21 protein-coding genes are annotated in these 25,016 nt (G+C 35.9%); 13 read left to right on the top strand and 8 right to left on the bottom strand.

What is annotated here, in order from left to right:
* The first annotated feature begins 3 nt into the window (after positions 1-3).
* From CGC58_RS00940 to priA, 5 genes are all read left to right on the top strand, one after another.
* Entirely contained in the window at positions 4-1,044 is a 1,041-nt protein-coding gene (locus CGC58_RS00940) for a ferredoxin--NADP reductase (protein ID WP_095894702.1), read from the top strand.
* Between the two features lie 19 nt (positions 1,045-1,063).
* The gene (locus tag CGC58_RS00935) at positions 1,064-1,429 is read left to right on the top strand and encodes a rhodanese-like domain-containing protein (protein WP_095894701.1); all 366 of its coding nucleotides are present in this window, start codon (positions 1,064-1,066) and stop codon (positions 1,427-1,429) included.
* Between the two features lie 111 nt (positions 1,430-1,540).
* Positions 1,541-1,714: a hypothetical protein gene (locus tag CGC58_RS12785; RefSeq protein WP_095894700.1), complete on the top strand. Its 174-nt coding sequence runs from the start codon at positions 1,541-1,543 to the stop codon at positions 1,712-1,714.
* Positions 1,715-1,809: 95 nt separating this feature from the next.
* Positions 1,810-2,727, top strand: coding sequence for a YihY/virulence factor BrkB family protein (locus tag CGC58_RS00925; protein WP_095894699.1), 918 nt, complete (start codon positions 1,810-1,812; stop codon positions 2,725-2,727).
* Complete coding sequence (gene priA / locus CGC58_RS00920) at positions 2,728-5,178, top strand: replication restart helicase PriA (RefSeq protein WP_095894698.1); 2,451 nt, start codon at positions 2,728-2,730, stop codon at positions 5,176-5,178.
* Positions 5,179-5,206: 28 nt separating this feature from the next.
* On the opposite strand, the gene CGC58_RS00915 is transcribed toward priA, so the two are convergent.
* Together CGC58_RS00915 and CGC58_RS00910 are read right to left on the bottom strand one after the other, a co-directional pair.
* Entirely contained in the window at positions 5,207-5,845 is a 639-nt protein-coding gene (locus CGC58_RS00915) for a hypothetical protein (RefSeq protein ID WP_095894697.1), read from the bottom strand.
* A gap of 510 nt (positions 5,846-6,355) precedes the next feature.
* The gene (locus CGC58_RS00910; protein ID WP_095894696.1) at positions 6,356-7,801 is read right to left on the bottom strand and encodes an SLC13 family permease; all 1,446 of its coding nucleotides are present in this window, start codon (positions 7,799-7,801) and stop codon (positions 6,356-6,358) included.
* A 271-nt stretch (positions 7,802-8,072) separates the two neighbouring features.
* Here CGC58_RS00910 and CGC58_RS00905 point away from each other — a divergent pair, with 271 nt between their 5' ends.
* The 5 genes from CGC58_RS00905 (at position 8,073) to CGC58_RS00885 (ending at position 14,095) form a co-directional block, all read left to right on the top strand.
* On the top strand, positions 8,073-8,435 hold the full coding sequence (locus CGC58_RS00905; protein WP_095894695.1) for a hypothetical protein: 363 nt from the start codon (positions 8,073-8,075) through the stop codon (positions 8,433-8,435).
* 77 nt (positions 8,436-8,512) lie between these two features.
* Positions 8,513-9,838 (top strand): tRNA (N(6)-L-threonylcarbamoyladenosine(37)-C(2))-methylthiotransferase MtaB, encoded by a 1,326-nt coding sequence (gene mtaB / locus CGC58_RS00900; protein ID WP_095894694.1) that lies wholly within the window; start codon positions 8,513-8,515, stop codon positions 9,836-9,838.
* A 145-nt stretch (positions 9,839-9,983) separates the two neighbouring features.
* A complete protein-coding gene (gene pta, locus CGC58_RS00895; protein ID WP_095894693.1) occupies positions 9,984-12,068 on the top strand; it encodes a phosphate acetyltransferase in 2,085 nt (694 codons plus the stop codon).
* Between the two features lie 101 nt (positions 12,069-12,169).
* Positions 12,170-12,682, top strand: a complete 513-nt coding sequence (locus tag CGC58_RS00890) for an isoprenylcysteine carboxyl methyltransferase family protein (protein ID WP_095894692.1) — start codon at positions 12,170-12,172, stop codon at positions 12,680-12,682.
* Positions 12,683-12,892: 210 nt separating this feature from the next.
* Positions 12,893-14,095 (top strand): acetate/propionate family kinase, encoded by a 1,203-nt coding sequence (locus CGC58_RS00885; RefSeq protein WP_095894691.1) that lies wholly within the window; start codon positions 12,893-12,895, stop codon positions 14,093-14,095.
* Between the two features lie 72 nt (positions 14,096-14,167).
* Here the strand turns inward: CGC58_RS00885 and CGC58_RS00880 are convergent, their stop codons facing one another.
* Positions 14,168-14,641, bottom strand: a complete 474-nt coding sequence (locus CGC58_RS00880; RefSeq protein WP_232748848.1) for a hypothetical protein — start codon at positions 14,639-14,641, stop codon at positions 14,168-14,170.
* Between the two features lie 275 nt (positions 14,642-14,916).
* On the opposite strand from CGC58_RS00880, the gene ettA reads away from it, so the two are divergent.
* The 3 genes from ettA (at position 14,917) to CGC58_RS00865 (ending at position 19,307) form a co-directional block, all read left to right on the top strand.
* Positions 14,917-16,611: an energy-dependent translational throttle protein EttA gene (gene ettA, locus CGC58_RS00875; protein ID WP_095894690.1), complete on the top strand. Its 1,695-nt coding sequence runs from the start codon at positions 14,917-14,919 to the stop codon at positions 16,609-16,611.
* A 173-nt stretch (positions 16,612-16,784) separates the two neighbouring features.
* Positions 16,785-18,890: a glycoside hydrolase family 97 protein gene (locus tag CGC58_RS00870; protein WP_095894689.1), complete on the top strand. Its 2,106-nt coding sequence runs from the start codon at positions 16,785-16,787 to the stop codon at positions 18,888-18,890.
* Positions 18,891-19,016: 126 nt separating this feature from the next.
* Positions 19,017-19,307: an HU family DNA-binding protein gene (locus CGC58_RS00865; protein ID WP_255318094.1), complete on the top strand. Its 291-nt coding sequence runs from the start codon at positions 19,017-19,019 to the stop codon at positions 19,305-19,307.
* A gap of 46 nt (positions 19,308-19,353) precedes the next feature.
* Here CGC58_RS00865 and trmD read toward each other — a convergent pair whose 3' ends face one another.
* From trmD to CGC58_RS00840, 5 genes are all read right to left on the bottom strand, one after another.
* Positions 19,354-20,031, bottom strand: coding sequence for a tRNA (guanosine(37)-N1)-methyltransferase TrmD (gene trmD, locus CGC58_RS00860; RefSeq protein WP_095894687.1), 678 nt, complete (start codon positions 20,029-20,031; stop codon positions 19,354-19,356).
* 3 nt (positions 20,032-20,034) lie between these two features.
* Entirely contained in the window at positions 20,035-20,646 is a 612-nt protein-coding gene (locus CGC58_RS00855; RefSeq protein WP_095894686.1) for a hypothetical protein, read from the bottom strand.
* Between the two features lie 192 nt (positions 20,647-20,838).
* Complete coding sequence (locus CGC58_RS00850; RefSeq protein WP_095894685.1) at positions 20,839-22,017, bottom strand: acetyl-CoA C-acyltransferase; 1,179 nt, start codon at positions 22,015-22,017, stop codon at positions 20,839-20,841.
* Positions 22,018-22,138: 121 nt separating this feature from the next.
* On the bottom strand, positions 22,139-23,071 hold the full coding sequence (locus CGC58_RS00845; RefSeq protein WP_095894684.1) for a bifunctional riboflavin kinase/FAD synthetase: 933 nt from the start codon (positions 23,069-23,071) through the stop codon (positions 22,139-22,141).
* Positions 23,072-23,112: 41 nt separating this feature from the next.
* Positions 23,113-24,885, bottom strand: a complete 1,773-nt coding sequence (locus tag CGC58_RS00840; protein ID WP_095894683.1) for an AMP-dependent synthetase/ligase — start codon at positions 24,883-24,885, stop codon at positions 23,113-23,115.
* Positions 24,886-25,016: the final 131 nt, after the last annotated feature.

Below are 25,016 nucleotides of genomic sequence, written 5' to 3'. Positions count from 1 at the left end.
AGAATGAGTAAGTTTTACAGACTAACAGTATCAGACATAAAAAAATTAACGGAAGATTCTGTTAAGATAACTTTTGCCTTGCCCGAACTTCTGAAAAAGGAATTTTCTTACGAAGCAGGACAATATCTTACATTACAGCAAGATATTGATAATCAAAAAGTAAGAAGGGCTTATTCAATTTGTTCGGGTGTGGATGAAAGTGAGCTGAGTGTGGCTGTAAAGTGCATCCCAAACGGAATTTTCTCAACCTACGCAACCACAAAGCTCAAAAAAGGGGATATTATAGAGGTAATGCCTCCGGAAGGAAGATTTGTTTTCCTTGATATTTTTGGAGATAGGGGTATTGTGCTTTTTTCCGCGGGAAGTGGTGTAACCCCTATGATGAGCATCGCCAAAACCGCTTTGGCTAAAACTGACATAAAAGTTGTATTTATTTACGGAAACAAATCAAAAGAAGATACACTTTTTTTTGATGAAATAGAGCAACTTAGAAAGAAATATCCCGATAGATTTTTGGTGCATTACGCTTTTAGCCGGCAAATGTGGGGCGAGAATATTTCAGGAAGAATTAATCCTCAAGTGGTTGATTTTATTCTTGCAAAGTACAGAGAATTGAATTTAGGATATTATTATATTTGTGGTCCTAATGAGATGGTTTCCAGTGTTAAAGAACATATCATTAACAAAGGAATCCATCAAGATTGTATTTTTACTGAGCTTTTTGAAATTACAAAGCCGCAGAGTGATGATTTTTCGCATTTACAGGGCAAAGTTACCGTTTCTTGCATTTTAAAAGGCGAAGAGAAGGTGTTTCAAATTCCTAAAAATCAATCACTTTTGGAAGGAATCCTTTCGCAGGGAATAGATGTGCCATATTCGTGTTTGAATGGGGTTTGTAGTAGTTGTATAGGCAAAATTACCGAAGGAGAAGCGAAAATGGCTAAGAATGAAACACTTGTTGAAAAGGAAATTTCGGAAGGGTTAGTGCTTAGTTGTCAGGCATATGCCGTGACAGACAGATTAAAAATTGTATATGATATATAAAAAATAATTGATTTAAAGTATGAAACGTGTATTTATTTTAGCGATAGGTTTATCTTCTTGTGGTTCAGGAAGTTCCTCAAAGCATATTTCTATGGATGAATATCAGCCCAATTCGGCAAACATTCTTGTAGATATTCGTACCCCTGAAGAATTTTCTGAAGGACATTTGGAGAATGCCGTGAATGTGAATTTTTTTGATGAAGATTTTGTTTCAAATTTTGAAAAAGAATTTGATAAAAATGATACGATTTACATTCATTGCAAAAGTGGAGGCAGAAGCACCAAAGCAGTTCAAATTCTTGAAGATAAGGGATATAAGAATTTAATTCACTTAGATGGAGGAATTTTACGTTGGCTGGAAGCAGGCAAACCTGTGGAAAAATAATTGGAATTCTTTATTTAAATTGAATATAAATTAAAGCTGCTGATTGTAAAAAATTAATTTTGAAAATCAGAAGTATAGAAAAAAGATATATCTTTGGGCAAAATTTAGGTTATGTTTGAATTTGATCAATATTTAGGATTTTTAGTGTTTTTAGGTATTGCGATGATTGGCTTTTGGTTAATGGTTTTCTTGCTTACCTTTGTGGTTCCTTACTGGGTTGGAGGTGCTATTATGGAAGCCATTAAAGAAAAAAAGGAAGCCAAAAGAGCTAAACAGCAATCATAAAAAGGTCTTTAGCTTTTTAAAAAATATATTTTGATTAGGTCTCTATGGAAGGAAATCTTTCGTAGAGGTCTTTTTCTTGTTTTAATACTTTACTTATGTCGGCAGTTATAGAAGAAAAATTACAGAAGATACCCATTGTTCGCAATGTAGTTTCCTTTCTGAAGAAAGTTCCATTATCAAGTAACGCTTTTTCTCTTTATGACTTGCTTGAACTTTATATTGTTGGGATTGTAAAAGGAGCTTTAACTCATAGGGCAAGTGCTATTTCTTATAGTTTTTTTATCGCAATGTTTCCCTTTTTGTTGTTTATCCTGAATTTAATTCCTTACATTCCTATTGATAATTTTCAAATGGACGTCTGGAATTTTATCAATGGTTTGTTACCTCCTGGTACTCACGAATTTTTCTCCGGTATTTTCTTTGATATTGCCGATAATCCCAGAGGAGGTTTGCTTTCTTCTGTTTTTTTGCTATCTATCTTCCTGATGACTAACGGAGTAGTTGCTATTTTTGGCGGTTTTGAATTTTCATATCACGTTAAAATTACCAGAACTTTCATAAAACAGTACATTGTATCTCTGGTTGTGGCTATCATATTGGGATTGTTGATATTAGTAGTTGTTGCAATGTTTATTTCGTATGAGATTTATTTACTTCCTTATTTAGAAAAATGGGGACTTTTGTACAGCAATGAGGCATTAATTAAGTGGTCAAAAATAGTATTTATTTCTATCATAACGTATTTTGGTACGTCGATTCTTTTCTTTTTTGGCACTCACGAAGGTAAGAAAAGCAGATTTTTTTCGGTGGGTTCTATCTTTACTGTGTTGCTTTTTGGTGTAACTACGTATTTCTTTGGTATTTATATTGAAAATTTCTCTCAGTACAATCAACTTTATGGTTCTATTGGGGCTTTGTTGATTTTTTTGTTTTATATTTGGCTGAATTCAAACATTTTGTTATTGGGATTTGAACTTAATGCAGCGTTATTACAACTAAAAAAATCAAATTAAATGCCTTATTTTGTTGATGTTATTCTTCCGATTCCTCTCTGGAAATTATTTACTTATGGTGTAAATGAAGATGAAGCACATTTTTTAAAACCCGGAATGCGAGTTGCTGTATCTTTTGGTAAATCAAAGATTTATACGGCTTTGGCGTTCCAAATACATACTTTTGAGCCAACTTACCAAACTAAGGATATTGAATATATTTTAGATGAAATTCCTGTTGTAAATCCGTTACAATTGCAACATTGGCAATGGATTTCCGAATTTTATATGTGTTCGTTGGGAGAAGTTTTCAAAACAGCAATGCCTTCTTCCTTTTTATTGGAGAGTGAAACAATCATTGAAATGAATTCCAAAGAATTGGAGATGAGTGCTTTTACGGATGATGAATGGTTAGTGTATGAGGCTCTGAATTTCAAAACTGCCCTGACGGGAAACGAGGTTGCTAAAATAGTAGGAAAGAAAAAAGCGTTAAAAGTTTTGAAGGGTTTGGTGGAGAAAAACGCCGTGAAAATTTCCGAAAAGATGTTTGAAAAATATGTTCCGAAGTTGGTGAAATACATCAGGTTATCTTCTGAATATCAATCTGATGAGGGAATACAAAAAGCTTTTGAAATCCTCTCTAAAGCAAGCAAACAAAAACAGCTTATCGTAGCCTATTTCAATTGTATCAATAAAGAAAAAGGGGTTTTAAAGGCTGAAAAATTACTTTCGGAGGCAAATGTTTCTGCCAGTGTTTTAAAATCTGTGGTTGAAAAAGGAATTTTTGAAGAGTATTTCATTCAGAAAGACCGTGTTAGTTTCGCGGGAGATTTGCTCGACAAAAAAACATTGAGCGAAGCCCAGCAAGAAGCATTTTCTGAAATTCAAAATCAATTTAAGGAGAAACAAACTGTTCTTCTTCAGGGAGTTACAGCCTCTGGAAAAACAGAAATTTATATTGAACTGATTGACCAAGTATTACAATCAGGAAAACAAGTTTTATTTCTGCTTCCTGAAATAGGACTTACCGTGCATTTAATCAGCAGATTAAAGAAATATTTTGGTGACAAGATGGGCGTTTATCATTCCAAATACAATACCAATGAGCGAGTTGAAGTTTGGAATAATGTTCTAAACGAAAATGCTAAAAATCAGCTGGTTGTAGGAGTTCGTTCATCGGTTTTTTTACCTTTTTCAAACTTAGGATTGGTAATTGTTGATGAGGAACACGATTCTTCCTATCGCCAATTTGAACCTGCTCCGCGTTTCCACACTCGTGATGTAGCGATAGTTTTATCTAAAATACATAATGCCAATATGTTACTGGGTTCGGCAACACCTTCGCTTGAGAGTCTTTACAATGCGAAACGAGAAAAATATGGCTATGTGTATCTCTCCAAACGATTTGGTGACTTTCAAGCTCCTGATATAGAGATAATTGATATGAAGGACAAACGCCATCGGAAGCAAATGACTGGGCATTTTTCCGATGTGCTTATAAAAGAAATCGAGCAGACACTCCAACAAGGAAATCAGGTTATTTTATTTCAAAATCAGCGAGGTTATGCTCCTGTAATTCAGTGTGAATCTTGTGCTACGGTGCCGCAATGTCCTCATTGTGATGTGAGTTTAACGTATCATCAAGGGAGAAATCAGCTGCGATGCCATTACTGCGGTTATGCCATAGCAAAACCCGAAGTTTGCATAGCTTGCGGAAGTACCGATTTGATGACGAAAGGATTTGGAACAGAGCAAATTGCAAAAGAACTGGCGGAACTCTTCCCAACAGCAACAATTGACAGAATGGACCAAGATACTACAAGCGGAAAGCACGGCTATGAGAAGATTTTATCGAAGTTTGAGCAACGAGAAACACAGATTTTGGTCGGGACGCAAATGATTAGCAAAGGTTTGGATTTTGAAAATGTGGGCTTGGTAGGAGTTATGAACGCCGATTCGCTTATTCATTTTCCTGACTTTAGGGCGTACGAGCGTAGCTTTCAGTTGTTGGTGCAAATATCGGGTAGGGCAGGGCGTAGTTCCAAGAAAGGAAAAGTTTTAATTCAGACCTACAGCCCGAAACATCCTGTCTTGCAACAAGTTTTGCATAATAATTTCAAAGAAATGTTCCAAAATCAAATTGAGGAACGCAGGGAATTTCATTATCCGCCCTTTGTCCGATTAATTAAAATAACTTTCAAACATTCGGATTTTAACAAAGTAAATGAGGGAGCGGAGTGGTTTGCAGAGGCTTTGCGTCAAGGATTTTCCGAGCAGAAACTCTTACAAGTGTTGGGACCTGAATTTCCGTTGGTTTCGCGTATTCGGAATGAATATATAAAGGATATTTTGATAAAAATACCGCCGGAAATTTCCGTAGAAAGAGTGAAAAAATATATTTTAAGAACCGAAACCAGCTTTCAATCTGTTGCTAACTTTAGGTCTGTTCGTGTAATTTTTAATGTGGAATAGATGTCAAAATCTTCATTTCAAACCAATATTATTCTGCGTAATTCTGCCATTGGTGTTTGGCTTTGATGATTTCACGCTGTAATTTAATTTTGCGTTTTTCCCATTTTTTCCAGAGTACAATTATAAAAAAGTAAAAAAAAGGAAAACTTAATAAAAAGATAGCAAATAATATTTTTTCTGTTGTGAAATCAATTTTATCAGGAGAGTGTTTCTGAATGGGATAGGCTATACCACTATTTTTATTTACCCAAAGAGGAATGGAATCGTATATTTTATCGCCGATTTCAGCAGAAATAAATGCAGATTCTTCAATACCCAAATACTCAGAAAAATTAAACTTTCCGTCCATATAAACGATTTTCTGTTTTCGTTTCTCGATAGGTAATGATATATCTTGCATTCTTGTAAAATAATTGGTTGTCCAAGATACTCTTCTATTATCGGATTCAATGCTATCTAATCTACAAATTTCTTTGTCAAATGTCTTTATATTATACCATCCTAATCTATTTAAATAGGGGATTATAGCAAAACCTAATAAAAACATCAAAAACCATATAAAAATACTAATCCCTCTCAATAGTGTAGCCCAAATACTTCTATTTATAAATTTATTCTCTAATTTTTTATAATGTTGATACAATTCTATTTTTTTATCTGCTTTCATCTTTAAATAAATTTATTTGTTGTGTTAATGCTATTTCTCCTTCAAAATTAATCAACTCAAACTTGATTTAACTTAAAAAACATTTTCCCATTGCTTCCTTCACGTTGAATTAAGTAAAAAATATTTTCCCATTGCTTCCCTCAAGCTGAATTAAGTAAAAAATATTTTCCCATTGCTTCCTTCACGCTGAATTGAGTAAAAAATATTTTCCCATAGCTTCCCTCAAGCTGAATTAAGTAAAAAATATTTTCCCATAGCTTCCCTCACGCTGAATTAAGTAAAAAATATTTTCCCATAGCTTCCTTCACGCTGAATTGAGTAAAAAACATTTTCCCATAGCTTCCTTCACGTTGAATTAAGTAAAAAATATTTTCCCATAGCTTCCTTCACTTCTATATCCGTAAATTTTTGTTTTAAAATCAGTATTAAACAAAAAACAAAACCTCAAGAATTTTCATTTTTCAGATTGCATTCTTGAGGCTTGATTTCTGTTATTTTTGTATCGTTACATTAAAATATCACCATAAAAATTAATATTGTGATGGCACAAGTAACTAAAGGTCCTACAATTCCGGCAATCAGTCCGATGTATCTGAAATCTTTTTGTTGCAAATAACCCGTACTGTAAACAATTGCATTGGGTGGGGTGGAAATCGGTAAAAATAGTGCGGTGGAAGCACTAAGCCCGATAACAATAGGCAAAACAATAGGATGCTGATGTGCCAAGATAGCAGCAATCGGGATTAAAATCGTTGCGGTGGCAGTGTTACTCATCACGTTCGACATCAAAACCGTTAGAAGAGCAAAAACAACAACCAAAACATAAAAATTCAAATTAACTTGTTGAAGTTTATCTACATAATGTTGTGCCAATCCTGTTTCTTTAATAGCCATACCCAATGCTAAACCTCCCGCCACAAGCATTAATGTATCCCAAGGTAATTTGCGAACGTCGTGTCCGTTAACAATTCCGAGCATCGTCAGTAACATAATAGGAATAAACGAAACGATGGCGGCAGGTATATTATGTAGTTTTTCGGTAAGCCACAGCAAAAGCGTAACGGAAAGAATAGCCAAAACCACATTTTTTTTCATTTTCAAGATAGTTGGGCTTTCTTGCTTTTCTTCTTCGGTTAATTCGTCCTCCAACTGTATGTGAACAGGCGTATTTACTTTGATGTATTTAATTTTTAGTAAGTACCAAGCAGCTAACGTTAAAATTATTGAAACGGGCATCCCTACATACATCCATTCAAGGAATCCGATACCTTTATCGGAAAGTGCATCAACAGCGATGGCGTTCGGTGGCGAACCTATTAACGTTCCCATACCGCCAAAAGAAGCCGCTGCCGCGATACCGATCAGTAATGCTTTACCTAAGGTAGAATCTTTCGGAAGAGTTTGTAGAAAAGCAGCTACCGAAGCCACCATCATTGCAGTAGTTGCCGTGTTTGACATTACCATTGAAAAGACTGCCGTGGTAAGCATTAATCCTAAAAGAATCTTATCGGGTGTTTTTCCAAATCGTGAAATAGACATTTTAAAAACAATCCTGTCCAAATGTGTCTTCTGCATAGCGTAGGCGATGAAAAAACCTCCCAACATCAGCCAAATCACACTGTTTGACCACGTATTTACGTATTCTTGGTAATACGATTTGGCGTTTTCAGGGTCTAATTCCGAATAATAACTGTTGGTAGCAAAGATGAGAAACCCGAAAATAAAAAGCCCCGTGGCAAAAGGCGGAATCGCCTCCGTTACCCACAATCCGATAGCCAAAAACAGAATGAACAGCACATAAATCTGAGCTCTGTTAAGCTCCGGTTCATACAGCCAATACGTCAGCCCGAAAGCCAGTATAGCACTCAGCAAAAAGTAAATAATCCTGCGTTGTATATCAACTACTTTTTGAATACGCGACAAGATTTGAAACGAATAATGTCTGGAATCTGCCATAATGTATAATTTAAAAGGTGGTTAAAATTTCCGTCAAAGCTACGAAAAGAAATGTAAATAAAATAATTTTTTATGTTAAATTTTAAGAGAATTTGATTGACTTGAAAAAAATAATGGCTGAAAATTTCCGTATTTGTATTTATTGTATTATTGATTTACCATTCTAATCGACAAAAACCATCATTTTCAATTTCTTTAAATGAAACTAAAAGAATGACTTAACTACGGATTTAGAGAAAATCTTCATATTTTTGCCGCCAAAATGTAAAATATGGCAAGAGACGAGGTTTTAAAAGCTCGATGGGAAAAAGTAGTAGAAGAATTATCAAAAACCTTCGCTGATGGTGAAAAACTTGATTTGGAGGCTATTATATATCTTATTGGTATTCAGGAATTAGGGCAAATAAAATCGAAATATAAAAAAGACGAAAAAGTAAATCTGATGCATATAGCCATCTGCAAATTGCTTGAGCCTTACGGCTATTACAAATTTGATTACACGGATTCTGACGGCTGGCCTCATTATTCCTTGGTGGAACAACTTCCTGCATTAAAAGCGGGTGAACAATCCATTTTGATGAAAGAAGCCATCGTTCAATATTTTGATAATAGAGGCTTTTTTCAAGATGAATAGTTACTCATAATGAGGCTTAATTGTCCGATATTCTGAAAAAAAGCATATCTTTGCCACCCAAAAAACGAAAAATAAAAATGACTTCATCAGAAGATAGAAAAAAGGTTGCATTCTACACATTAGGTTGTAAGTTGAATTTTTCAGAAACTTCAACCATAGCCCGCAGTTTTGAAACGGAAGGCTTCGAACGTGTTGATTTTGAGCAACCTGCTGATATATATGTGATAAATACGTGTTCCGTAACAGAAAATGCCGACAAGCAATTTAAGCAAATAGTTCGCAAAGCTCTGAAAACGAATGACAAGGCGTTTATTGCTGCTGTGGGATGCTATGCTCAGCTCAAACCGGAGGAATTGGCTGCCGTTGATGGCGTGGATTTGGTTTTGGGAGCAAAAGAAAAGTTTGATATTACACAGTATATTGATGACCTGACCAAAAACAATGAGGGACAGGTGCATTCTTGTGAAATTTCGGAAACGGATTTTTATGTAGGAAGTTATTCCATCGGCGACCGCACACGTGCTTTTTTAAAGGTGCAAGATGGTTGCGATTACAAATGTACTTATTGTACAATACCGATGGCTCGAGGTATTTCACGTAGTGATACTATTGAAAATATTCTTAAAAACGTACACAAAATTTCGGAACAAGGAATAAAAGAAATTGTACTAACAGGCGTAAACATAGGAGATTACGGAAAAGGGGAGTTTGGCAATAAAAAACACGAACATACTTTTTTGGATTTGGTACAAGCCTTGGATAAGGTTGAGGGAATTGAGCGTTTGCGGATTTCTTCCATCGAACCGAATTTACTAAAAGACGAAACTATTGATTTTGTGTCAAAAAGCAAGGCTTTTGTTCCTCATTTTCACGTGCCTTTACAAAGCGGGAGCAATGATATTCTTAAAAAGATGAAACGTCGTTATTTACGAGAAGTTTACGCCAGCAGAGTTGCGAAAATTAAAGAAGTGATGCCTCACGCTTGCATTGGTGCGGATGTTATTGTGGGTTTCCCTGGCGAAACTGATGAGCATTTTTTGGAAACATATCATTTTTTAAGTGAGCTGGAAGTGTCTTATTTACACGTTTTTACATATTCCGAGCGAGATAATACCGAAGCTGTGTTGATGGAAGGCGTTGTGCCTGATGCGGTTCGTGCCAAACGAAGTAAAATGCTTCGAGGGCTTTCTGCCAAAAAACGAAATGCTTTTTATCAAAGTCAATTGGGAACAGAAAGAATCGTTCTTTTTGAAGGAGAAAACAAGCAAGGATATATTCACGGTTTCACAGAAAATTACGTGAAGGTAAAAACTCCTTGGAATCCTGAATTGGTGAATACTTTGCATAGAGTAAAACTTACCAAAATTGATTCGGACGGAATGGTACGATTTGATTTTCTGTAAGTAATCCTAAATAGAAGTTTTCTTTCTTTTTTATCGCTCAAAAATTTTTATTCTTTTTTCAAAAATTCCTACCTTTGTGCGGTCAAAATTGGGGAGTTTTGGTGATTTTGTAAGCTAATTCTCTCAATCAATAAACAAATTAAATATGAATAAATCGGTATATATCATCACATCCGACACTTACAGCGGAAAATCATTGGTTACCATTGGGGTAATGCAAATGATTATGCGAAACACAACCAAAGTAGCGTATTTCAAGCCAATTTTGGAAAGTAAAACTCAGAAAGATAATCATATAATGACGATTCTTTCTCATTTTCAGCTGGATATGAAGTACGATGATGCGTATGTTTTTTCGCGTAGTGAGGTGGCGAGCCTTAAAAATAAAGGAAAAATTGGCGAGGTTTACGACACAATTATCAAAAGATACAAAGAGCTGGAAAACAAGTACGATTTTGTATTAGTTGAAGGAACAGACTTATTGGAAGAAAGCAATGTGTTTGACATTAATTTCAATGCGTCGTTGGCTCAAAGCTTGAATATTCCGGCACTTATTGTATTGAAAGATAATTTTTCTTCGGAAGATGAATTGGTAAATCACATACAAATAGAGGTAAATTCCTTACTTGAACAAGAGGTTCAAATTTTGGGCGTATTTGTCAATAAGGCAAAGTATTACGTTGACGGAATAAAACAAAAGCTTCAACAAGAATACAAGGATATTCACTTCACTTTTATTCCAAAAGAAGGCGATTTAAGTCGCCCAACGGTGAAGGAAGTTGCCGATGAATTAGGAGCTCGCTTTCTGTACAAGGGCGATGATGTGGATATAATTACCAAAAAAACCATTGTGGGAGGAATGCAATTGCACAATTTCTTAAATCATCTGTCGGAAGGTTGTTTGGCTGTAATGCCAGCCGACCGTTCGGATTTGATTGTAGGAACATTGGCGGCTCACATTTCGTCAAATTATCCGCGTGTGGCGGGGATAGTACTTTCCGGAGCACTTACGCCTGAAAAATCTATCGTGAAAATCCTTGACGGAACACAAAAGATGCTTCCTATTATGGTATCAAAATTAGGAACTTTTGAAACAGCCAATCGCATCGGGAACATTAAATCGAAAATATATCCTGAAAGTTTTGAAAAAATAAAGCTGTGCATACAACTTTTTGAAAAATACGCCGATGTAGAGGATTTGAACAAAAGAATTTCTTCCTTCAAGTCCGAAACGATTACGCCACGTATGTTCCAGTACAATATGGTGCAAAAAGCTCGTAACGCTCAGAAACATATTGTTTTACCTGAAGGAACGGACGATCGTATTCTTACAGCGGCATCGCAACTGGCAGCCGACGAATTGGTTTATTTAACCATACTCGGCGAGCCTGAAAAAATAATCACACGAGTGAATGAGTTGGGATTGCGTTGGGACGAAAATCGTATATCAATTGTTAATCCGATAGAAAGTCCGAAGTATAATTCGTATGCCGAAAAATTGTACGAACTTCGAAAATCTAAAGGAATGGAACTGTCGCAAGCACGTGATTTGATGCTTGATGTTTCGTATTTCGGAACGATGATGGTGTTTTTAGGTGATGCTGACGGAATGGTTTCGGGTGCGGTAAATACTACAGCACACACAATTCGTCCTTCATTACAGTTCGTAAAAACCAAACCGAATGTAAATACGGTTTCTTCAGTGTTCTTTATGTTGTTGCACGACAGGGTACTTGTTTACGGAGATTGTGCAATTGTTCCGAATCCAACAGCAGAACAGTTGGCTGAAATAGCTATTTCTTCAGCTGAATCGGCAAAAGCTTTCGGAATTGAGCCTAAAGTTGCTTTACTTTCCTATTCTTCAGGAAGTTCGGGAAGCGGTGCCGATGTAGATAAAGTGCGTGAAGCAACTCAAATCGTAAAATCACAACATCCTGAATTATTGGTAGAAGGACCTATTCAGTACGATGCTGCGGTTAACCCTAAAGTAGGGAAAAGCAAAATGCCTGATTCAAAAGTGGCTGGGCAAGCGAATGTACTTATTTTCCCAGACTTGAACACAGGAAATAACACTTACAAAGCGGTACAACGTGAAACGGGAGCGTTAGCCATCGGGCCAATGTTACAAGGACTTAAAAAACCTGTAAACGATTTAAGTCGAGGAGCTACCATTCCTGACATTTACAATACGGTGTTAATTACTGCTATTCAGTCAGTTATGGAAGAATAGAATTTGTTTTGTAAATATATACTTTTTGCCAAAGCCTCAAAGCTTTGGCAAATTTTTTGGTTATGAGATTTTTTGAAATTATAAATTTATAAATTATTCATATGAAAGAAGTTATTATTATTTTTGTTTGTTTTTTTGTATTGCGATTGGTTTCTTTGGGAATTTCGATTAAAAATGAAAAGAGAATCAAGGAAATGGGAGGAATTCAATACGGAAAATTTAATTCGATGTTGCTGACGTTTGCTCACGTATCCTTTTATTTTCTTTGTTTGTTTGAAGCTATCCGAAACGAGCATTTTTCATTGGATTTTACCTCAAAAATAGGTGTTGCTTTGCTGGTTTTTGCTTACCTGATGTTGTTTTATGTGATTTATCAACTTAAAGAAATTTGGACACTGAAAATATACATATTACCTAACCATAAAATCAATAAATCTTTTTTATTCAAATGGGTAAAACATCCTAATTACTTTTTGAATATCTTGCCTGAACTTGTGGGAATTGCACTTTTATGTAAGGCTTACACCACACTTTGCGTTATGTTGCCTATCTATGCGGTAGTTTTAGCAATCCGTATCCGACAGGAAGAAGCCGCAATGAAACATTTGGTGTAATAATCTTATTTACAGTGTTTTATTGCTGATGATTGACTGTAAGAAATGAATTAATGTTGAGTTAAAAATATATTTGTGATAAAAATTCTTTGAGTTTGAAAAAGTTTCGTAGCTTTGCGACGTTTTTCTTGCAGAAGGAAATAGTAAAAATATCAATATCAGAAAAATTTTTGAATTAAATTATATAATTGTTTTTAATAAAAGTATCATATGGAAATATTGATAATAAATTCAGGAAGTTCCTCATTAAAATATCAATTAATTGATTCACAGAAAGGTATTTCAAAAGTAAGAGGGCTTGTAGATAGAATCGGGATTGATGGAAGTTCAATCAAATACGTGGCTTTGAAAGATGGTAAGGAAGTGGAAATAAAGAAACAATTACCAATCAGCAACCACGAAGAGGCAATGAAGCAAGTGACTGATTTACTAACAGATGCAGAAGTAGGAGTTATTAGCAATCCGGATGATATTAAGGCTGTGGGGCATCGTGTGGTTCACGGGGGAGAAAAATTTGTACAACCAACGCTTGTAACAGAGGAAGTTAAGAAAGAAATTGAAAAACTTATTCCGCTGTCACCTTTGCATAATCCTGCTTGTTTGGAGGGTATTCGCAGTGCGGAAAAGATTTTCAAAAAAGCAAAACACGTGGCTGTTTTTGATACTGCTTTTCATCAATCAATGCCTGCCAAAGCGTTCCGTTACGCTATCCCGAATGAATATTACAAAGATTATGGCGTAAGAGCATACGGATTCCACGGAACAAGTCATAAATATGTTGATGCACAGGCACGTAAACATCTAAATAAGAATATAAAAAATATCACAATACACTTAGGAAACGGCTCAAGTATGGCAGCTGTGAATGAAAGTGGAAGATGTATGGATACAACAATGGGACTTACGCCACTTGATGGTTTGGTGATGGGGACACGTTGTGGAAATATTGATGCTGGAGTAATTTTCTATCTTGCTGACCGATTGAATTTAACAGCTGATGAAATTAGTACAATTCTCAACAAGAAAAGTGGAATGCTTGGATTAACAGGCAGTTCCGATGCACGAGATGTATCGGACAAATACTTTGCAGGAGATACCAATGCAATTCTTTGTTACGAAATGTATGCTTACCGAATTAAGAAATTTATTGGTGCGTATGCCGCTATTTTGAACGGATTGGATAGCATCACTTTCACGGCAGGTTTGGGTGAAAATGACGATTTAATTCGTTTACTTGCGTGTCAAGGAATGGAATTTTTAGGAATAGAAATCGATGAAAATAAAAATAAGGAATTTAACCGACCTAAGCAAGTTGTTGAGGTTCAAAGCGATAAAAGTCGTGTGAAAATTCTTATTATTCCTACAAACGAGGAGCTACAAATAGCTAACGAAGTAGTAGAACTAATTGGTTAAGAACTAATACAAAAAAATTAAAACAGCCAAACTTCTTTTTAGAAACTTGGCTGTTTTTTTATTGCCTGATTATCAAAATCCAATTTTTAACTTATCGTAGAATTTTCCTTCAAAAGGCGATACTAAAATTCTAACTCCGAAAACTATACCTTGCAGATTCGTTTGAGTTTTATCAAAAGGAAAACTGTATCCGCTGTAAAGATGTAAAAAGTTGAGAAAATTAATTCCCGCAATGGGCGAAAAATTCTTTGTAGAAGATTGAAAACCAAATAGTAATCCGTTTTTTCTGTAAATTAATTTTACTTCCGGAACAAAATATTGGTTGCCATCTTTTCCTTTAAAATAACGCATAGCCACCCCCAAGTTGTATCCGTGCCAACGATAGCTATCAATAGGCAAATTGTATTCAATTCCGGCAGTAAGGCTGTTTTTTCCTTGATAATCATATCCTATACTTATAGCCGTCCGATTAGCTATGTCTTTCATTTTCTGAGCATTTGCATTAACTGAAAGCACTAAACATATTGTGATAAAAAAGAGTCTCATTATGATTTCATTTTATGTTTATGTAACAAAAATAAGTAATTTTCTTGAGTTTTGTAATACAAAGATTTTTATTTTTTATATTTAATTTACGTGAAAATCCGTTTTATGATTCGTTTTAAGGTTAGTTAAATTAATGAAAATCAAATTATTAATAGTGATTTATTAATCCGAAACATTAGTGAAATAGATTGAAAAAAATAATGATTGAAGTACAAATTTTTATATTTTTCTTTTTCAATATTTAGATGTAACTTTGAGCCTTAAATTTTAAAAATATGTCAGACGATAAGAAAGTAATTTTTTCGATGTCGAGGGTAAGTAAAACCTATTCTTCGACGAATAAACAAGTGCTTAAGGATATCTATTTGAGTTTTTTCTACGGAGCGAAAATAGGTATTTTAGGGTTGAATGGTTCAGGGAAATCTTCACTTTTGAAGATTATCGCTGGGGTTGATAAAAATTATCAAGGCGATGTGGTTTTTGCCCCTGGTTACACGGTTGGTTATTTGGAACAAGAACCGCAATTAGATGAAAATAAAACGGTTATAGAAGTAGTTCGGGAAGGAGCTTCTGAAATTATCGGTATTTTGGACGAATTCAACAAAATCAACGATATGTTTGGTTTGGAAGAAGTGTATTCCGACCCCGACAAAATGCAAAAGTTGATGGACAAGCAAGCCGAATTGCAGGACAAAATCGATGCTTGTGGAGGTTGGGAAATCGATAATAAATTGGAAATCGCGATGGACGCTCTTCGTACGCCAGACCCCGACACGCCAATAAAAGTGCTTTCGGGAGGTGAACGCCGTAGAGTTGCATTGTGCCGATTATTGTTGCAACAACCTGATGTCCTGTTACTTGATGAGCCTACAAACCACCTTGACGCTGAGTCTGTTCTGTGGTTGGAGCAACATTTGCAACAATATACCGGAACAGTGATTGCCGTAACGCACGACCGTTATTTCTTGGATAATGTAGCCGGCTGGATTTTGGAACTTGACCGAGGTGAAGGCATTCCGTGGAAAGGAAACTATTCATCGTGGCTCGACCAAAAAGCCAAACGTTTGGCACAAGAGCAAAAAACGGAATCCAAACGACAAAAAGTGTTGGAACGCGAGTTGGAATGGGTGCGTCAGGGAGCTAAAGGACGCCAAGCCAAGCAAAAAGCACGTTTGCAAAATTACGACCGTTTGCTCAATGAAGACCAAAAACAATTGGAAGAAAAGCTCGAAATTTACATTCCTAACGGACCACGATTGGGAACGAATGTGATTGAAGCCAAGCACGTATCGAAAGCCTTTGGAGATAAAATTCTGTATGAAGATTTGAATTTCGTATTGCCACAAGCGGGAATTGTGGGAGTTATCGGACCTAACGGAGCAGGAAAATCGACTATTTTTAGAATGATTATGGGCGAAGAAACTCCTGATTCAGGGGAATTTATCGTTGGGGAAACCGTAAAAATTGCCTATGTTGACCAATCGCACAAGGATATCGACCCCGAAAAATCAATCTGGGAGAATTTCTCCGACGGGCAAGACCTTATTATGATGGGCGGGCGTCAGGTGAATTCACGTGCATACCTCAGTCGATTTAATTTCAGTGGAAGTGAGCAAAACAAAAAAGTAGGTACGCTTTCGGGAGGAGAACGTAACCGTTTGCATTTGGCAATGACCCTCAAAGAAGAAGGAAACGTTCTGTTACTCGATGAGCCTACCAACGATTTGGATGTTAATACATTACGAGCTTTAGAGGAAGGTTTGGAGAATTTTGCGGGCTGTGCTGTAATCATCTCGCACGACCGTTGGTTTTTGGACAGAATTTGTACGCATATTTTAGCATTTGAAGGCGATTCGCAAGTGTATTTCTTTGAAGGAAGTTTCTCCGAATACGAAGAAAATAAACGTAAACGTCTTGGAAAAGAAGTTACTCCAACGCGTATCAAATATAAAAAGTTAGTTCGTAATTAGTAATATAATGAAAGGATTAGAAAATATTTTCTAATCCTTTTTTCTTTGTTTTTACGAAAGAAAGTTGTGAAAAATACAATTTTTAAACGTTAAAAATGAGTACATTTGTAATAAAAATAATTGGATGATAATTTTAGCTTCAGAAAAGATAAATAATTTTAAATGAAGATATTATGAGTAGAATATTTCTTACATTGACAGTCATTTTGTTTGTGAGTGCGTTATCTGCACAGAAACTCCATTCGCCCGACAAAAATTTAGTGCTTTCTTTTAAGTTGAAAGATAATGGAACGCCTGTTTATCAGCTTGATTATAAAGGGAAAAAGGTACTTGAAGAAAGTAAATTAGGATTTATTCTGAATGATTTTTTCTCTTTTTCGGAAGGATTTTCAATTATTGAAACGCAAAATGATACTTCGGATAGCGTTTGGAAGTCCGTTTGGGGAGAAAATAGCGAAATAAGAGATAATCATAATGAATTGTTAGTGAAGTTGGTACATCAGGCAACTAACTGGAAATTGAATATCCGATTCAGATTATTTAATGACGGACTTGGATTTCGATATGAATTTCCTCAACAAAAAGAACTTCGTCATTTCATAATAAAAGAAGAACTTACGGAATTTAATCTTACTGGTAATCATAAATCTTTTTGGATTCCAGCTGATTATGATACTAATGAATTTCCAATTACTACCTCTCGTTTGTCTGATATTGGTAAACTCATTGATGAAGTTCGTAAAGAGCCATTGGCAGCCAAAGCACCATCACCCAATGTGGCAGTTCAAACGCCTTTGATGTTAAAAACGAAAGAAAATCTGTACATAAACATCCACGAGGCGGCTTTGGTAAATTATTCTGCAATGTTTTTGAATGTTGAAGGAGATAAATTCTGTTTAAGTGCTCATTTGGCTCCGGATAAAAATGGCAATAAAGTATATTTCCAGACAGGAAACGTAACTCCTTGGCGTACAATTATTGTCAGTGATGATGCTCGTGATATTTTGGCTTCTAATCTGATACTGAACCTAAATGAACCCTGCAAGTTTGAAGACACTTCTTGGATAAAACCAATGAAATACGTTGGTGTTTGGTGGGAATATTTTACGGGAGGAGGTTCAACTTGGGCTTATACCGACCATAAAGATATTATTATCGGGCAAACCGACTATTCAAAACTTCCACCGAACGGACATCACGGAGCGAATACAGCACACGTAAAAAAATATATAGATTTTGCTGCAAAACACGGATTCGATGCTGTGTTAGTGGAAGGTTGGAATGAAGGCTGGGAAGATAATGTGGCTTACAAAAAGGAAAAAATCTATAGTTTTACCAAGCCATATCCTGATTTTGACGTAAAAGAATTGCAAGAATATGCACAAAATAGGGGAGTTAAAATCATTATGCATCACGAAACAACTTCTTCAGTGGCAGATTATGAGCGTCAATTGCACGAAGCCTTCCGATTTATGGTAGAAAATGGATATAATTCCGTAAAAACGGGATATGTGGGGCCAATTATTCCGCGAAGTGAGTATCACGATGGGCAATGGATGGTAAATCATTACAATTATGTAGCGAAAACGGCTTCGGAATACAAAATTATGGTGAATTCTCACGAGGCAGTTCGTCCGACGGGGCTTTGTCGCACTTTTCCGAATTGGATAGCACAAGAATCAGCTCGTGGAACAGAATTTGAGTCTTTCAACGGAAATCATCCCGAACATACCACGATTTTGCCATTCACTCGATTGGTCGGAGGTCCTATGGATTATACGCCAGGCATTTTTCAAGGAGATTTATCCGTTTACGGCACTAATAAAGCCAAATTAAGCACCACACTTGCCAAGCAATTAGCTCTTTACGTAACGATGTACAGTCCTTTACAAATGGCTGCCGATTTGATTGAAAATTATGAACGCTTTCCTGATGCTTTTCAGTTTATAAAAGATGTAGCGGTTGATTGGGATAAAACGTATGTTTTGGAAGCAGAACCCGGAGATTTCATAATCATTGCTCGTAAAGCTAAGGGCAAAAATGAATGGTTTGTAGGAGGAATTACGGATGAAAATTCACGTGAAGCAATCGTAAGTTTTGATTTTCTTCCATTTGGGAAAAAGTATGAGGCTGTTATTTATTCTGATGCAGAAAATGCTCATTGGCAAACCAATCCGCAAAGTTATGTTATAAAGAAGAAAATTATTGATAGTAAGAAAAAGCTAAAAGTACGATTGGCCCCCAGCGGAGGATTTGCCATCAGCATAAAGGAAAAGTAATGTGTTTTTTATAATTATTTTAGCGAATTTCGGGAATGATGTTAATTTTTATTTAAAATATCTGCTTTTTTACAGAGATTTGTTGCTCAGATTAAATATATTACTACCTTTGTCTTTATTAATTGTATTAAAATCAATACTATGAACAAAACAGAATTAATTGATGCTATCGCTGCTGATGCAGGAATTACAAAAGTAGATGCAAAGAAGGCGTTGGAGTCTTTCTTTTCAAATGTAGAGAAAACTCTAAAAAAAGGGGATAAAGTTTCGATTGTAGGCTTCGGTTCTTGGTCGGTAACTAAAAAAGAGGCTCGTGAGGCAAGAAACCCTCGTACCAATGAAGTGATTAAAGTAGCTGCTAAAAACGTGGTGAAATTCAAACCGGGTTCTGAGCTTTCTGATGCGGTAAACAAGTAAAACAGAAAAAAATTAAGGCTATCTAAATAAGATAGCCTTTTCTAATTTATTTTTTTAGTAAATCGGGTCTTCGTGTTTTGGTGTGTTTGTAGGCTTCTTCTTCTCGCCATTGTTCTATTTCAGGAAAATTTCCACTAAGCAATATTTCCGGAACATCCCATCCGTTATATGAAGCAGGACGTGTGTAAACAGGCGGAGCTAACAAATCATCTTGGAATGAGTCAGTTAAAGCCGAAGTTTCGTCTCCCAATACACCGGGAATCAGACGGATAACAGCATCACAAACAATCATAGCTCCTAATTCACCACCGGAAAGAACATAATCACCAACAGAAATTTCTTTTGTGATAAAATGGTCGCGAACACGTTGGTCAACGCCCTTGTAATGCCCGCAAAGTATAATCAAATTCTCACAAAGGGACATTCGGTTTGCAGTTTTTTGGTTGAAAGTCTCACCGTCAGGGGTCATATAAATCACCTCATCATAATTTCGTTGTGATTTCAATTCGGAAATACATTTATCAATAGGCTCAATCATCAGTACCATTCCGGCACCTCCACCAAATTGATAATCATCTACTTGCCGATAGCTTCCTGTGCTGTAATCTCGCAAGTTGTGGAAATGAACCTCAACCAATCCTTTTTCAATTGCTCGTTTCATAATTGAAGCATTGAAAGGACTCTCTAAAAGTTCCGGAACTACCGAAATAATATCAATCCGCATTGATTATTTATGTTTGTTAATTTCGTCCTGAAGCTGGCGACGTACTTTTTGTTCTCTTTCAATAGCCGATTTTCTGTAATTTTCGTACTCTTCTTGAAGTTCTTGCAAATCTTGAAGAGATTTTTTGGTAACCGCACTTCCGTTTATATATTTATAGACATAGAAAAGCAGCAAGCAGGTCAAAATCAAGACAAGGCTCCACACCATTAATGAATAGGTTGATTTTGGAAGTAAAATTCCTAAAAAATTAACACTATCTTTCTCATTTTGAGTTCTTTCGAGATTATTCTGTAACTCAGCTATTTTTCCGTTAAGTTGCTTAACTTCTTCTTCGTGCCCGTTAATGATATCTTGTTGAGCTTGTATTTTTGATTTGATACTTTGTAAACTGTCAATTACGTTTTTCTGATAATTTCCGAGTTTAGCTCTGTCAATAATTTTATAACTTTGCCAAGAGTTTGCCTTTTCAACTAAGGTTTCAAACTGTTCGTTGAGTGTGTTTTGTTTCTTTTTAACTTGAACATTTACAGTATCTAAACTTTGTTCTTGAGCATTTACAGCAAATGTAAATGAAAAAAATACGGCTATGGCTCCTGCTACTAATTGCTTCTTCATCTTATAATCAAATTATTTTCAAAGAGCAAAAATATAAAAAATTAATAAGAAAAATAGCTCTTCGTATGAAAAAATATTATTACGAGTGCATTTTTAAGGATTTTATAAGGAAGAATTTTTTGAATTATGAGAATAAATAAAAAAACGAGCGAAATTTTTGAAATCTGCTCGTTCTGTAAGTTTTAATATTGACTAAAATACTTCGTAAATACCTGCTGCTCCTTGTCCTGTACCCACACACATTGTTACCATACCGTATTTTTGTCCGCGTCTTTTAAGTTCGTCGAAAAGTTGCACAGACAATTTTGCTCCGGTACAACCCAGCGGATGCCCTAAAGCTATTGCTCCTCCGTTTACGTTGATTATTTCAGGATTCAAGCCTAATTCACGAATAACGGCTAAAGATTGCGAAGCAAAAGCTTCATTTAGTTCTATTAGCTGAAGATCATTTAGTGTCAGTCCGGATTGCTCAAGTGCTTTCGGGATGGCTTTCACCGGTCCTATTCCCATTATGCTGGGCGGAACTCCTGCCACGACGTAGGTTACTAATCGTGCGATAGGCTCGATGTTGAGTTTCTTAACCATTTCTTCGCTCATTAAAAGCAGAAAAGCAGCTCCGTCACTGGTTTGTGACGAGTTTCCGGCAGTAACGGTTCCGCCTTGCGCAAATACAGGTTTTAATTTTGCGAGAGCCTCCAAGGAAGTATCAGCACGAGGTCCTTCATCGGTTTTGAAAGTGTATTTGTGAGTTGTACGTTTTCCGTTTTCGAGCAGTACTTGTTCAATTTCAATCGGAACAATTTGCTTTTCAAATTTATTTTCTGCAATGGCTTTTAATGCTTTTTGGTGAGATTGAAAAGCAAACAAATCTTGGTCTTCACGCGAAATTTTGAACTGATGAGCTACTTTTTCGGCTGTAAGTCCCATTCCCCAGTAGAAATCTTCGTTTCCTTCTTTAACTGCTTTATAATCAGGAGACGGACGATACCCCCCGAAAGGAATAAAACTCATACTTTCAACACCTCCCGCAATGATGCAGTCAGCCATTCCTGATTGTATTTTAGCCATTGCAATCGCGACAGTTTCCAATCCTGAAGCACAATATCTGTTCACGGTTACTCCCGGAACTTGGTCTGTTTGAAGCCCCATAAGTGAAATTATGCGACCAACATTCAAACCTTGTTCGGCTTCGGGCATTGCATTACCGACGATAACGTCATCAATCAGATTTTTGTCGAAATCAGGTAGTTGCTCCATCATATAAGCGATGGTTTCAGCAGCCAATTCATCGGGTCGTTTAAAGCGTAAAAGTCCGCGGGGAGCTTTCCCTACAGCTGTACGATATGCCTTTACTACGTAAGTTGTTTTCATAGGCTTTTGTTTTTTAGTGAATAGAAAATTATTTGCTATTCAGAAGGTTATTAACTATTTTTTTATTTCAAAAGTATATTTTTTCCACCAAATGACTGACCAACTTCGAGAAATTTTCCTTTTATCCGATTTGTTTTATAAGTTCTCTTGAGGTGGCTTCATCAATTTGTAATTGTTCCTTTAGTTTTTCAACCGATTCAAACTTTTGTTCGTCGCGGAGGCGTTCCAAAAAATGAATTGTTATATTGTTTTCGTATATATCTTCTTTAAAATCAAAGTAATGTACTTCAATAGTTGCTCCTTTTCCTTCGATGGTTGGGTTTTTTCCGATGCTCATCATTCCATACGTTTTTTTTCCGCTGAAGAAGCTATAAACCAGATAAATACCATCTTTTGGAATTAGTTTATAAGATTCTTTCACTTGAATATTGGCAGTCGGGTAACCGATTGTTCTTCCGATTTTTAGCCCGTGAATTACCTTTCCGCTGATACAAAAAGGAACTCCGAGATATTCCCACGCGGTTTTGACATTGCCTTCGCTTATTGCATTTCGTATTTTTGTTGAACTTATCGATACTTCATTTACTTCCTGTGCGGGAATTTCCTCTACTTCAAAACCGTATTTTTCTCCGAATTTTCGCATATCGCTAATGTCAGCAGTTCTATTTCTCCCGAAACGATGGTCATATCCGATGATGATTTTCTTAGCTTTCAGGCGTTTTACAAGCAAATCTTCCACGAAAGCCTCCGCTGACATTTTTGAAAAAGAATCATCAAAAGGACAGATAACTAACTGGTTGATTCCCAGTGATTCTAAAACTTGTTTTTTTTCATCAAGTGTGTGAATTAGTTTCAGATTGTTATCCTGCTGAACCACCATTCTCGGATGTGGGAAAAAAGTGAAAACAGTGGTCAGTAAATCCTGATTCTTAGCCGTTTCTACAAGTTTTTTTATTATTTTCCGATGACCTAAATGAACTCCGTCAAATGTGCCGATGGTAATTACACTGCCTTTTTCTGCCGTAAAATTGAAAATATCTGTAATTTCTTTCATTTTTATTTATGAAATAAAACGATTTTTTTAATCGAACTCAATTAATGATTATAGAATGAGTTGTAAATGTTGATGTATTTTTCTTTGATATTACGGCGTTTAAGTTTTAATGTTGGGGTAAGTTGCCCTGCGTCAATGCTCCATTCATCGGGGGTAAAGGCAAAAAGCTTAATTTTTTCCCATTGTCCCAAATTATTATTTACTTTTTCAACTTCTTTTTCAATTCTTGCGAAAAGTTCCGGATTTTTGATAATTTCTTCGTTTGATTCACCTAAGTTGATGCCACGTCTTTTCGCCCATTCTTTAACGAAAGGAAAATTCAGCTGGATGATAGCAGCCGGCATTTTTTCTCCTTCGCCTACAACCATTGCCTGTTCAATAAATCGCGATTGTTTCAACAGATTTTCAATGGTTTGCGGAGCGATATATTTTCCTCCGGAGGTTTTGAAAATTTCTTTTTTTCTGTCTGTAATTTTCAAAAAGCCTTCGGAATCAATTTCTCCGATGTCTCCGGTATGAAAGAAACCATCTGTGATTGAAGCCGCTGTAAGGTCAGGGTCTTTATAATATCCAATCATTACATTTGGTCCTTTACATAAAATTTCACCATCTTCGGCAATTTTAACCTCCAAATTTTTGATAGGCTTACCAACAGTCCCTATTTTCCAATATCTTCCTGATTTTCTGTTTACTGCAATTACGGGAGAAGTTTCTGTAAGTCCGTAACCTTCCATAATATTAATTCCCGCAGCCGAAAAAATTCTTGCCAGTCGAGGTTGTAAGGCAGCACTTCCCGATACCATCATTTCAAGCTCCCCGCCAAGGGCTTCTTGCCATTTTTTGAAGATTAATTTTCGTGCAATTCCCAATTTGAAACCATACCACCACCCATTGGCTCCGTATGGTTCATATTTAAGTCCTAAGTCTACTGCCCAAAAGAATAAAAATTTTGCAATTCCTTTTAGTTCTGTTCCTTTTGCGTAAATTTTGTCATAAACTTTCTCAACCAATCGGGGAACAACAGTCATCAAATTGGGCTTCACTTCTTTAATGTTTTCTCCCATTTTATCAATAGACTCAGCAAAATAAATCCGCATAAAATTGTATTGATAGAAGTACGTTAGCATTCGTTCAAATATATGACAAACAGGAAGAAAACTCAAGCAACGAGAGCCTTTGGCAACAGGTAATCTGTCTTGACAGTTAATTACATTTGAAATAATATTGTTGTGTGAAAGCATTACTCCTTTAGGGCGAGCAGTTGTTCCTGAGGTATAGATAATGGTAGCCAAATCATTCGGTTGGATACTGTTTTTGAGCTTTTCCACTTCTTCTTGATTGCTGTTATCTTCTCCTAAATCCAAAATTTCTTTCCAGCTGTGAGCGTAAGGAACATCATCAAAAGTATATATGCCTTTAAGATGTGGAAGTTTATCTTGAATTGAAGTTATTTTATCAAGTAATTCTTTATCAGAAACAAAGCAGTATTTGCATTCGGCGTGATTGAAAATATACTCATAATCTTCCAGAGAAATAGTAGGATAAACAGGAACGTTTTGTGCTCCAATTTGCAGAATTCCCATATCAAGCACGTGCCATTCCGTACGATTGTTAGATGAGATAACTGCAATTTTATCGTTTTTTTCGACACCCAATCGCAACAATCCACGGCTAACCTGATTGAATTTATTGATATATTCTTGCGTGGAAGTTTTTTCCCATTTTCCGTTGTATTTTGTAACGAAAGCCGCTTCCGACGGGAAATTTTTCAATTGATAATAAGGAATGTCAAACAAACGTGTAACAGCGTTCATAGCTTTTTCATTTTAAATTACAACGCAAATTAAGAATTAAAAATAATATAAACAAAATTTCTTTCCGAATATGTTAAATAAATTAACAAATATGGTGTGTAATGTATTGATAGTTAGTTGTTTGTATTTTA

This window comes from Capnocytophaga stomatis, from assembly GCF_002302635.1.
Taxonomy (GTDB): domain Bacteria; phylum Bacteroidota; class Bacteroidia; order Flavobacteriales; family Flavobacteriaceae; genus Capnocytophaga; species Capnocytophaga stomatis.
This window is presented reverse-complemented; position numbering and strand designations above follow the sequence as displayed.

Bases quoted from the DNA above. Each gene is read 5' to 3' on its own strand.
- CGC58_RS00940 (WP_095894702.1), top strand. From the start codon at position 4: ATGAGTAAGTTTTACAGACTAACAGTATCAGACATAAAAAAATTAACG.
- CGC58_RS00935 (WP_095894701.1), top strand. From the start codon at position 1,064: ATGAAACGTGTATTTATTTTAGCGATAGGTTTATCTTCTTGTGGTTCA.
- CGC58_RS12785 (WP_095894700.1), top strand. From the start codon at position 1,541: ATGTTTGAATTTGATCAATATTTAGGATTTTTAGTGTTTTTAGGTATT.
- CGC58_RS00925 (WP_095894699.1), top strand. From the start codon at position 1,810: ATGTCGGCAGTTATAGAAGAAAAATTACAGAAGATACCCATTGTTCGC.
- priA (WP_095894698.1), top strand. From the start codon at position 2,728: ATGCCTTATTTTGTTGATGTTATTCTTCCGATTCCTCTCTGGAAATTA.
- CGC58_RS00915 (WP_095894697.1), bottom strand. From the start codon at position 5,845: ATGAAAGCAGATAAAAAAATAGAATTGTATCAACATTATAAAAAATTA.
- CGC58_RS00910 (WP_095894696.1), bottom strand. From the start codon at position 7,801: ATGGCAGATTCCAGACATTATTCGTTTCAAATCTTGTCGCGTATTCAA.
- CGC58_RS00905 (WP_095894695.1), top strand. From the start codon at position 8,073: ATGGCAAGAGACGAGGTTTTAAAAGCTCGATGGGAAAAAGTAGTAGAA.
- mtaB (WP_095894694.1), top strand. From the start codon at position 8,513: ATGACTTCATCAGAAGATAGAAAAAAGGTTGCATTCTACACATTAGGT.
- pta (WP_095894693.1), top strand. From the start codon at position 9,984: ATGAATAAATCGGTATATATCATCACATCCGACACTTACAGCGGAAAA.
- CGC58_RS00890 (WP_095894692.1), top strand. From the start codon at position 12,170: ATGAAAGAAGTTATTATTATTTTTGTTTGTTTTTTTGTATTGCGATTG.
- CGC58_RS00885 (WP_095894691.1), top strand. From the start codon at position 12,893: ATGGAAATATTGATAATAAATTCAGGAAGTTCCTCATTAAAATATCAA.
- CGC58_RS00880 (WP_232748848.1), bottom strand. From the start codon at position 14,641: ATGAGACTCTTTTTTATCACAATATGTTTAGTGCTTTCAGTTAATGCA.
- ettA (WP_095894690.1), top strand. From the start codon at position 14,917: ATGTCAGACGATAAGAAAGTAATTTTTTCGATGTCGAGGGTAAGTAAA.
- CGC58_RS00870 (WP_095894689.1), top strand. From the start codon at position 16,785: ATGAGTAGAATATTTCTTACATTGACAGTCATTTTGTTTGTGAGTGCG.
- trmD (WP_095894687.1), bottom strand. From the start codon at position 20,031: ATGCGGATTGATATTATTTCGGTAGTTCCGGAACTTTTAGAGAGTCCT.
- CGC58_RS00855 (WP_095894686.1), bottom strand. From the start codon at position 20,646: ATGAAGAAGCAATTAGTAGCAGGAGCCATAGCCGTATTTTTTTCATTT.
- CGC58_RS00850 (WP_095894685.1), bottom strand. From the start codon at position 22,017: ATGAAAACAACTTACGTAGTAAAGGCATATCGTACAGCTGTAGGGAAA.
- CGC58_RS00845 (WP_095894684.1), bottom strand. From the start codon at position 23,071: ATGAAAGAAATTACAGATATTTTCAATTTTACGGCAGAAAAAGGCAGT.
- CGC58_RS00840 (WP_095894683.1), bottom strand. From the start codon at position 24,885: ATGAACGCTGTTACACGTTTGTTTGACATTCCTTATTATCAATTGAAA.